The 9,113-nt window shown below is 70.2% G+C and carries 7 protein-coding genes; 5 read left to right on the top strand and 2 right to left on the bottom strand.

Annotated features, from left to right (window positions below; translation table 11 throughout):
• Positions 1–49: 49 nt before the first annotated feature.
• Positions 50–1,834 (bottom strand): ABC transporter ATP-binding protein, encoded by a 1,785-nt coding sequence (locus tag QMK34_RS45740; RefSeq protein WP_326421185.1) that lies wholly within the window; start codon positions 1,832–1,834, stop codon positions 50–52.
• 112 nt (positions 1,835–1,946) lie between these two features.
• Here QMK34_RS45740 and mshB point away from each other — a divergent pair, with 112 nt between their 5' ends.
• Genes mshB through QMK34_RS45755 form a run of 3 tightly spaced genes read left to right on the top strand, consistent with a single transcriptional unit; the run spans position 1,947 to position 4,052 of the window.
• Positions 1,947–2,801, top strand: a complete 855-nt coding sequence (gene mshB, locus QMK34_RS45745) for an N-acetyl-1-D-myo-inositol-2-amino-2-deoxy-alpha-D-glucopyranoside deacetylase (RefSeq protein WP_326421186.1) — start codon at positions 1,947–1,949, stop codon at positions 2,799–2,801.
• Positions 2,798–3,259 carry a hypothetical protein gene (locus QMK34_RS45750; RefSeq protein ID WP_326421188.1) on the top strand — a complete coding sequence of 154 codons (462 nt, stop codon included), beginning with the start codon at positions 2,798–2,800 and terminating at the stop codon, positions 3,257–3,259. The genes mshB and QMK34_RS45750 overlap by 4 nt, the downstream gene beginning before the upstream one ends.
• A complete protein-coding gene (locus QMK34_RS45755; protein WP_326421190.1) occupies positions 3,252–4,052 on the top strand; it encodes a hypothetical protein in 801 nt (266 codons plus the stop codon). The genes QMK34_RS45750 and QMK34_RS45755 overlap by 8 nt, the downstream gene beginning before the upstream one ends.
• 31 nt (positions 4,053–4,083) lie before the next feature.
• Here QMK34_RS45755 and QMK34_RS45760 read toward each other — a convergent pair whose 3' ends face one another.
• Positions 4,084–4,863, bottom strand: a complete 780-nt coding sequence (locus QMK34_RS45760; protein WP_326421192.1) for a site-2 protease family protein — start codon at positions 4,861–4,863, stop codon at positions 4,084–4,086.
• Between the two features lie 279 nt (positions 4,864–5,142).
• Here QMK34_RS45760 and QMK34_RS45765 point away from each other — a divergent pair, with 279 nt between their 5' ends.
• A complete protein-coding gene (locus QMK34_RS45765; protein ID WP_326421196.1) occupies positions 5,143–5,403 on the top strand; it encodes a WhiB family transcriptional regulator in 261 nt (86 codons plus the stop codon).
• 431 nt (positions 5,404–5,834) lie between these two features.
• On the top strand, positions 5,835–9,113 hold a 3,279-nt coding region (locus QMK34_RS45770; RefSeq protein WP_326421194.1), incomplete at its 3' end, for a glycosyltransferase.

Consider the following 9,113-nt stretch of genomic DNA (forward strand, 5'->3'; position numbering starts at 1 on the left):
ACGCCGTAGTCCGCCGTCATGGTGGCCTTCAGGGACCGTTGCGGAGAGGTCAGTCGGCGACGGGCGCCAGACGACCGGCTTCCCAGGCCTCGCGGCGCTGGGCCTGCAGGACCGGGTCGGCCACCGGGGCGGCCGAGAGCAGCCGCCGGGTGTAGTCCTGCTGCGGGTTGTGCAGCACCTGGTCGCGGGTGCCGACCTCGACCAGCTTGCCGTGCTGCATCACCGCGACGCGGTCGGCGAGCAGGTCGACGACCGCGAGGTCGTGGCTGATGAACAGGCAGGCGAACTGCAGCGACTGCTGCAGGTCCAGGAACAGGTCCAGCACCCGAGCCTGCACCGACACGTCGAGCGCCGAGGTCGGCTCGTCCGCGATCAGCAGCGCGGGGTCGAGCGAAAGCGCCCGCGCGATGGCGACACGCTGGCGCTGGCCGCCGGAAAGCTCGTGCGGGTACCGGTTCAGGTAGTGGCCGCCGAGCTCCACCTTGTCCAGCAGCGAGGACACCCTGGCGTTGAGTTCCTTGCCCTGCAGCACCTTGTGCAGCACCATCGGCTCCGCGATGGACTCACCGATCGTCATCTTCGGGTCCAGCGTCGAGGCCGGGTCCTGGAAGACGATCGAGAAGTACCGGCGCAGCGGGCGCAGTTCCTTGTTGGACATCTTCGTGATGTCACGGCCCGCGATCGAGACAGTGCCCTCGGTCGGCGCCAGCAGGCGGATCGCGCAGCGGCCCACCGTGGACTTGCCGGAGCCGGATTCGCCGACCAGGCCGACGATCTCGCCCTTCGCGATGGTCAGCGAGACGTCGTCGACCGCGCGGTTCTTGGCCGTGCCGCGGCGTCCCGGGTACTCCAGCACCAGGTTCTTGATTTCCAGTGCGGGCGCGGACTCCTCGATGACCGCTTCGAGCTCGGCGTCCACCAGCCGGATCTCCTCGGCGATCTTGGTCGCCTCTTCGCTGTTGACGTCGGTGATGCCCGCGTCGTCCAGCAGGCGGCGGCCCTCGGGACGCTGGCCGAGCACCGGCACCGCGGCGAGCAGCCTGCGGGTGTACTCCTCGCGCGGCGAGGCGAACAGCTCGCGCACGGGCGCTTCTTCGACGATGTTGCCCTGGTACATCACGACCACGCGGTCGGCCAGGTCGGCGACGACGCCCATGTCGTGCGTGATCAGCACGATCGCGGTGTTCAGGGTGTCCCGCAGCTTGCGCAGCAGGCCGAGGATCTCGGCCTGGACGGTGACGTCCAGCGCGGTGGTCGGCTCGTCGGCGATGATCACCTTCGGGTCGCAGGCGATGGCCATCGCGATGACCACGCGCTGGCGCAGCCCGCCGGAGAGCTGGTGGGGGTACTGCCGGAACCGCTCGGGCGGGTTCGGGATGCCGACCATCTCGAGCAGTTCGATAGCGCGCGCGTCCGCGGCGGCCTTGGAGATGTCCTGGTGGGACCGCAGGGCCTCGCGCAGCTGCCAGCCGACCGTGTAGACCGGGTTCAGCGCCGTCATCGGCTCCTGGAAGATCATCGCGATCTCGTTGCCGCGGATCTTCTGGAGGTCCTTCTCCTTCAGATCGGCCAGGTTGCGCTCGCCGAGGCGGAGCTCACCGGCGATCCGGCTGGTCTTCGGCAGCAGCCCGAGCACTGACATGGACGTCACGGACTTGCCGGAACCCGACTCGCCGACGACCGCGACGATCTCGCCCGGCTTCACGTCGAAGCCGATGCCCTTGACGGCGTCGACGACGCCGTCCTCGGTGGGGAACGAGATCGTCAGGTCCGAGATGGACAGAACGGATTCGGACGTGCCGGCGAGGCTCGCCGATGTTGCTTCAGTACTCACCAGATGCCCTTCGTGGGGGTACAGACCGTTACGGCGTGTCAGCCGTGACCCGCGCGAGAATAACCGAGGCCCAGTACAACTAAGGTGTGAGCGCCACAATTAATCTGAACCCGTGATCTCCGCGAAGCCCCGAAAGCTGCTACTCGTCCATGCGCATCCCGATGACGAGAGCATCACCACCGGGGGCACCATCGCACGCTACGCCGCTGAGGGCGCCGAGGTGACCGTCGTGACCTGCACGCTGGGCGAGGAGGGCGAGATCGCGCCACCCGAGCTCACGCTGCTGGGGGCGTGGGCCGCAGACCAGCTGGGCGGGTACCGCTCCGGCGAGCTGGCCGGGGCGGGCGCCGCGCTGGGTTTGAGCCGTCATCGTTATCTGGGCGGTATCGGCCGGTGGCGGGACTCGGGTATGGCGGGCACTCCCGCCGCCGAGCACCCGCGTGCTTTCACCCGCGGCGCCGTCGTCGGGCAAGTGGAGCAGCTCACTGAGCTGCTCGACGAGCTCCGGCCCCAGGTGGTCGTCACCTACGACGCGTTCGGTGGCTACGGCCATCCCGACCACATCCGCGCGCACGAGATCACCATGGCGGCCGCGTCGCGAGCCGCGTCGGTCGCGCGGGTCTTCCACACCGTGTCGTCACAGAGCGCGGTGAGCCGGGGACTCGCCGCGCTGCGAGCTCGTGGGGGGTCACCCTTCCGAGTGCCACCGGAGGGTGAACTGCCGGTGACCCCGGACGAGATGATCACCACAGTCCTGGACGTCGAGGCACACCTGCCCGCGAAGCTCGCCGCGCTGCGCGCGCACGCGACGCAACTGACCGTGCACGCCGACGACCAATCCGTCTACCAATCCGCGCACTTCGCGCTGACCAACGACGTCGCCCAGCCGATCCCGCCGCACGAGTACTTCGTCCTCGCGCACGGACCGGTCCCCGGCGCCGCGACCGACCTTTTCGGAGGGTTGTGACCGTGCCGGAACCCCTGTCCGCGGCACAGCGGTGGCTGCTCGTGCTGCTCGTCGTCGACGCGGTGGTGCTCGCCCTGCTGGAGCTGTTCTTCCTGCCACTGCGGCTCGACGGCGTGGTGCTCCCGAAACTGGGCGACATCCCGATGCCGCTGACAGTCGTGGTCGGCGTGGTGACCACCCCGCTGCTCGTTTCGCTGACCGGCAAGCTCGTCCGGCCGTCCCTGTCCTTCATCCCGCTGGTCGTCTGGGTGGTCGTGCTGCTCTGGGTCGGCCTGTTCGGGCCGGGCGGCGATCTGGTGCTGGTGCAAGACTGGCGAGCGCTCCTGCTGCTCGGCGGTGGCGCGCTCGGTGGCGCGCTCACGCTCGGCGGGGGCTTGGGTGCGGCGGCCGCTCGGTCCGCCGCGAGGGGACAGCGTGATTCGGGAGGACAGCGTGATTCGGGAGGACAGCGTGGCTGAAGCGATCACGGACGAGCAGGTGGTGGCCGTGCTCCGGCCGTTCGTGCGCGGCTGCGGGCCGATGCTCGACTCCTTGCGCGAGGCCGATCCGCTGGGCCTGCAGGCACGCGGCCGCCGCGGCGGTGCGGACGATGAGCTCGCGGAGGTCGAGTCCGGCCTCAAGGAGAAGCTGCTGAACGGGCTCACCTCGGTGAAGGTCCCCGGCACCGCGGCGTGGGCCGAGATGAACGGCTACCAGCGCACGAACTGGTGGATGAACCGCGTCGGCCGGTTCACCGCGCTGATCACGTCCATCCCCGGCCTCGGCGGCGCGCTCGCCGACCGGCTGCCGGTGCAGGACGCGCTCGGCTCGGCGGCGCAGGGGTTGTTGCTCTGCGCGATCGCGGGGGAGTACGGCGTGACCGACGTCGGCGCCCGCGTCCGGCTGATCGCCTGGGTGCTGTTCGAACGCGACATCGATCCGGTGATCGCGGCGGGCAAACACGCCTCGCACGACGAGTCGGCGGAGTCGGCCGAAGCCGAGAAGCTGACCGAGGAACTGGCCGAGTCCGAAAAGAAACACGGCAAAATCACGCTGAAGGCGAGCGCCGGAACGCTGTGGCGGCTGGGCCGTTCACTGCTCGGGATCGTCGGTGAACTCGAGAAGCGGCCGCGGGGCCGCCTTCTTCATCGTGCACTCGGCATGTTGCCGGTTGTCGGGATGGCGGGCGACTACCTCGGCGAGCGCTCCGGCCTCAAGCGCGTCTGGAAACGCGCCCACACCTGGTTCACCGACCACCCCGAAGTGCGCTGAACGGTCCGTTCATCGCACGCCGGGCGTGGGGTCAGTGCCGCCAGAACATGAAGACGTAGTTGCCGTTCGCGGCGCCCGCCTGGTAGCCGCCGATGGCGTCGAAGATCGTGTCGGCGATGTCCTGCAGCAGCGCGTTGGCCGGCCGGAAGGCGAAGAGCACGGCGAACAGGATCAGCGGCGCCCACGGCCGGGCACGCGCGCCGAAGTCGCGGGCCTGGGGGGAGAGGTACGGCTCGATCGCGCCCCAGCCGTCCAGCCCGGGTACCGGCAGGATGTTGATGAGGAACGTGAGAACCTGCAGGAAGGCCAGGTAGGACAGGCCGTAGACCAGTGCGTCGGGCATCCGGATCAGGGACACCACGAGCGCGATCACGATGCCGACGCCGAGGTTGCTCAGCGGCCCGGCGAGCGAGACCCACGAGGAGACCGAGCGCGAGCGCAGCGCGCCACGGTTGATCCAGACCGCGCCGCCCGGCAGCGGGATGCCGCCGATGAGCAGGAACACCAGCGGCAGGACGATGGAGAACACCGGATCGGTGTACTTCCGCACATCCATGGTGAGGTAACCCTTGTGGGCGACACTGAAGTCACCGCCCCGATACGCCACCATCGCGTGACCGAACTCGTGCAGGCTCAGCGACGCCACCCACCCGCCGATCACGAGGAGTACCACTCCCGCGACGATCAGCGGGTCCTGGTTGCGGGCGGAAAGCGTGGCCTGATCACCAAAAGCGGCGAGCACGCCACCTACCACGGCGACCGCGAGGATGCCGAGGAACACCGGACTGGGTCGTACTGCTGATCTCTGCACCCCACCAGTCTTCCGTATGCCCGATGTGAAGTTACCGGCGTGTCCCCTTGCGCCGCGCCCGTCAGGTATCCCCCGAACTCGCTACTCGGCTTGACCTGGCCGCACTACACGGGTGTAATCACAGAGATGTCATTCGCTGCTGCAAGGGGCGCGGCGAGTGGTGTTTCAACACCGCCAGCCTGGGGAGTGCGTGGAAGCGAGGAGGCGGACGTGCGGTTAGACGCCGATGGACGGGAATGGGGGCACGTCGTGGGTTGGGGCGAAAACCCGGAGCAGCAGCTGGGTGATCTCACCAACCTGTTCGACGACGGGTCCACCGAGGAACAGGAATGGCAGGAGCGCGCCCTGTGCGCGCAAACGGATCCGGAGGCGTTCTTCCCCGAGAAGGGCGGCTCGACCCGCGAGGCCAAGCGGATCTGCCTTGGCTGCGACGTCAAGGACGACTGCCTCGAGTATGCGCTGGCTCACGACGAACGCTTCGGCATCTGGGGCGGGCTGTCCGAGCGCGAACGCCGGAAACTCAAGAAGCGGGCTGGTTAGTTTATTGCGCGAACGGACTTGCGCTGCCAGGGCATGACTTTGCCACCTACGTCACTTTGGGTGCGCAGGCGCCCTGCCATCGCAAGTCCGGGGCCTGGCGGCCAAAACGCGCAACCTCAAGGGATCAAGGGACTCTGGTCGCGTTAGCCGTGGTCGCGGTAGCGGTGGTTGCGTTAGCCGTGGTTGCGTGAGTCGTGGTTGCGGTAGTGGTGGTTGCGGTAGTGGTGGTTGCGTGAGTCGTGGTTGCGGTAGCGGTGGTTGCGTTAGCCGTGGTTGCGTGAGTCGTGGTGGCCGTGGTTGCGGTCGTTGTGGTTGCTTGGGTGTGGTGCTGTCAGGTGGGTGCGGTTGGGCTTGGTGTGGGTTCACGCGGTGGCGACGGGCGGTGCCCGTAGGGTGACGGAAACCTGTCGCCGCCTGTACAGGAGTCTTCTTTGCCTCGCACGGTTCCCGTTCTGGCCATTGTGGTCTGTCACGACGGCGAGAAGTGGTTGCCGCTGGCGCTTTCCGCCCTGCGCCGCAGCACTCTCCGGCCTCGTCACGTTCTCGCCGTCGACACCGGCTCCACCGACCGCACGCCGCGGTTGCTGGCGGAGGCCGTCGAGTCGGTTGGCCCACTCTCCGGGACGGAATCGCTGTCCGTCCTGGACGGCGTGCTCACTCTTTCGAGTGAAACAGGATTCGGCGCCGCGGTCACCGAGGCCGTCGAGCACGCGGTCGGCCGCTGGGGCGATCCCGGTGCGTGGATCTGGTTGCTGCACGACGATTGCGCGCCGGACCCCGACTGCCTCGACAACCTGTTGCTCGCCGCCGAGAACTCGCCGTCGGCCAAGCTGCTCGGCCCGCTCGCGCTCGACTGGGCCGACCCACGCCTGATCGTCGAAGCCGGGCTCTCCACCGACTCCTCCGGGCATCGCCAGCAGATCGCCGCCGAGGGCGGGCAGCGCACCGAGGTGCTCGCGGTGCCGAGCGCCGGCGCGCTCGTCCGGCGTGACCTGTGGCACGAGCTCGGCGGGTTCGACCCCGGCTTTTCCTTGCTGCGCGAGGATCTCGACTTCGGCTGGCGGACGAACGCGGCGGGCGGGCTGGTGCTGTCCGTGCCCGCCGCGCGGATCCGGCACGCTCGCGCGCTCACCACCGGACAGCGCGTGCCGGACGCGCTGACCACCTCGCTCACGGCCGCGAACCGCCAGCACGGACTCCGGGTGTTCCTCGTCAACTGTTCGCCGTTTTCCTTCTGGACGGGCATGATCCGACTGCCCGTGCTGTCGGTGCTGCGCGCGATCGCCTTCCTCCTGCTGCGGCGAACCGGCGAGGTCCGGGCCGAGCTCGCGGCCGCGGCCTACCTGCTCAGCGGCCGCGGGAACCTCCGCGCCGCCCGTGCCGCCCGCCGCACGGTGAGCAGGCCCGGTTCGGTGCGCGGGCTGTTCGTCGGCCGGGTCACGAGGCTGCGCAACGCCGTGCGCGCCGGGATCGTCGGGCTGGTGCGGCGCGGCGTCGAGAGCGAGATGGCGCTGGGAACGCTGCCCGAAGCCGCGGAGCAGGAAAGCGCGTGGATCTCGCCGGAGGCCATGCGCGCGGCCGACGAGGCCCGTCCGGTGGGGCCCGCCGCGCTGCCCGCCGGCGCGATGCGCGGGGTCGGCTCACAGGGTTCCGGGCTACGGCGGCCGAGCGCTGTCGTGGCTGTCGCGCTGCCCGAAACGTCTCCGGCCGACGAGCCGGACGCGAGTGCCAAGCCGCGGCCGTCGCCGTTCCGGCGTGACGAGGAGCGGCACGCCGAGCCGGAACTGGTGTTCGTCGAGGTCGACCGGCGGCGGGTGCTCGCCGCGACGGTGTTCGCCCCGCCGGTGGTGCTGCTCGTCCTGCTCACCGCGCTCGCGCTGGTGCTCAACGGCGGCAGGCTCGGGCTCGACCTGTCCGGTGGGAAGCTGCTGCCGGTCGGCGGGCTCGGCGAGATCTGGTCGTCCTATCTGGCGCCGTGGCACGCGGTTTCCGGTGGCACCGCGAGTCCCGCCGCCGCGACCCTGCCGGTACTCGGTGTCCTTGGCGCGTTGTTCGCACCGCTCGGCGGCCCGGCCGCGCTGGTCGCCATCCTGCTGATCGGGGACATCCCGCTGGCGGCGTTGAGCGCTTACGTGGCGACGCGCAAGCTTCGCGTCCGCCGCTGGGTGCGCGCGGCCGTCGCGGCCGCGTACGCGCTGCTTCCCGCGGCGACGGCGTCGGTCGCGCAGGGCAGGCTCGACGTCGTCGTGGTCCACCTCCTGCTGCCGCTGGTGGTCGCCGGGCTGGCCGGTCTGCTGACCCGCGCCGACTCGCGCTGGCTGCACGTCTCCGCGCTCTCCGCATTCGGCGTCGCGCTGCTCGGCGCGTTTTCCCCGCTGGCTCACGGACTCGCGCTCCTCGGGCTGCTCATCGGGTTCGTGGTGCTGCCCTCGCCGACCGGGCTCGCCCGGCGGATCGCCTCGGTCGGCATCGTCGTCCTGCTGCCGCTGGCGTTGCTGCTGCCGTGGCCGAGCGTGCTGCTCAAACATCCGGAACTGCTGGTCCACGGGCTCGGCGGCGGCGCGATCCCGGCGACCGGCGCGGACCTGGCCGGACTTGACCCCGGCGGCACGGGCGCCTGGCCGATCGGGGTGGCTGTCGTCGCCGCGGCCTTGGTGGCGCTGGTGGTGCGGCCGACGAGACTGGCGGGTGGCGGGCTGGCGCTGGCCGTGCTCGGCATCGCCGGGCTGGTGCTCGTGCGGCTGCTGGAACTGACCCCGATCCAGGGCGGCGCGAAGTCCTCCGGCTTCGCGGGCGTACCGCTGCTGCTGATCGGCGCCGGTCTGCTGTGGGTCGTGCTGTCCACCTGGCAGCGCGGTGCGTCGAAGGCGACGGCCTCGGCCTGGCTGCTCAAGTTCGGCGCGGTGGCCGGGGTCGCGGTGCTCGCCGCGCTGGCCACCGGCGCGGTGCTCGAAGGCGGAAAGGGGCCGCTGAAGACCGGCGGCCGCGTCCAGCTGGCGCCCGCCGTCACACAGGAACTGTCCGCGACCGGACGATCGGTGCTGGTACTCGGCGTCGGCGCGGAGCCGGTGCGCCAGACCGGCGGGCGGCTCGCCCACTACGGCGACGACGAACTCGCGCCTACTTCTGGCACCCCGGAGCGGCTGGCGGGCTGGCGGCGGGACCTTCTGCAGGGCACCCCGGACGCTGCCAAGCAGGCTCTTTCGGCGGCCGCGGCTTCTGGCGTGCTGTACGTCGTCCTGCCGCCGGGCGCCAACGCGGACGCGTTCGTCGCGCTCGCCAAGGACCTCGTCGCCGTGGCGCCCCCGGCCTCCGACAGCAGGCCCGTCCTGCGCCTGCTGCCGCCCGGCGGGCAGGTCACGCTGATCTCGCCGGAGCTGGCGAAACAGGCCGTGACCGGAAAGGGCACGCCCGGTGCGTCACCTGGCGTGTCGGCGGTGCAGGCTGGTTTGCCGGATGTGCGTGTTCGCGTGTCCGACGGTCCGCAAGGACGGTTGCTGGTGCTGGCCGCTGAGCAGGAGGCTGGCTGGCAGGCGACGGTCAACGGCAAGGCTGTTCCGACGGTGCCCGCTTGGGGGCACCAGATCGCGGTCTCGGTTCCGGCTCGGCAGTCTGAGGTTGTGGTTGAGCATTCTGGTGCTACCCGCAGCCTGCTTCTGCTGGCGCAGATTGCGGCTGCTCTTTTTACGGCGCTTACGGCTGTACCGGCT

The organism is Amycolatopsis sp. H20-H5 (assembly GCF_035828755.1).
Taxonomy (GTDB): Bacteria; Actinomycetota; Actinomycetes; order Mycobacteriales; family Pseudonocardiaceae; genus Amycolatopsis.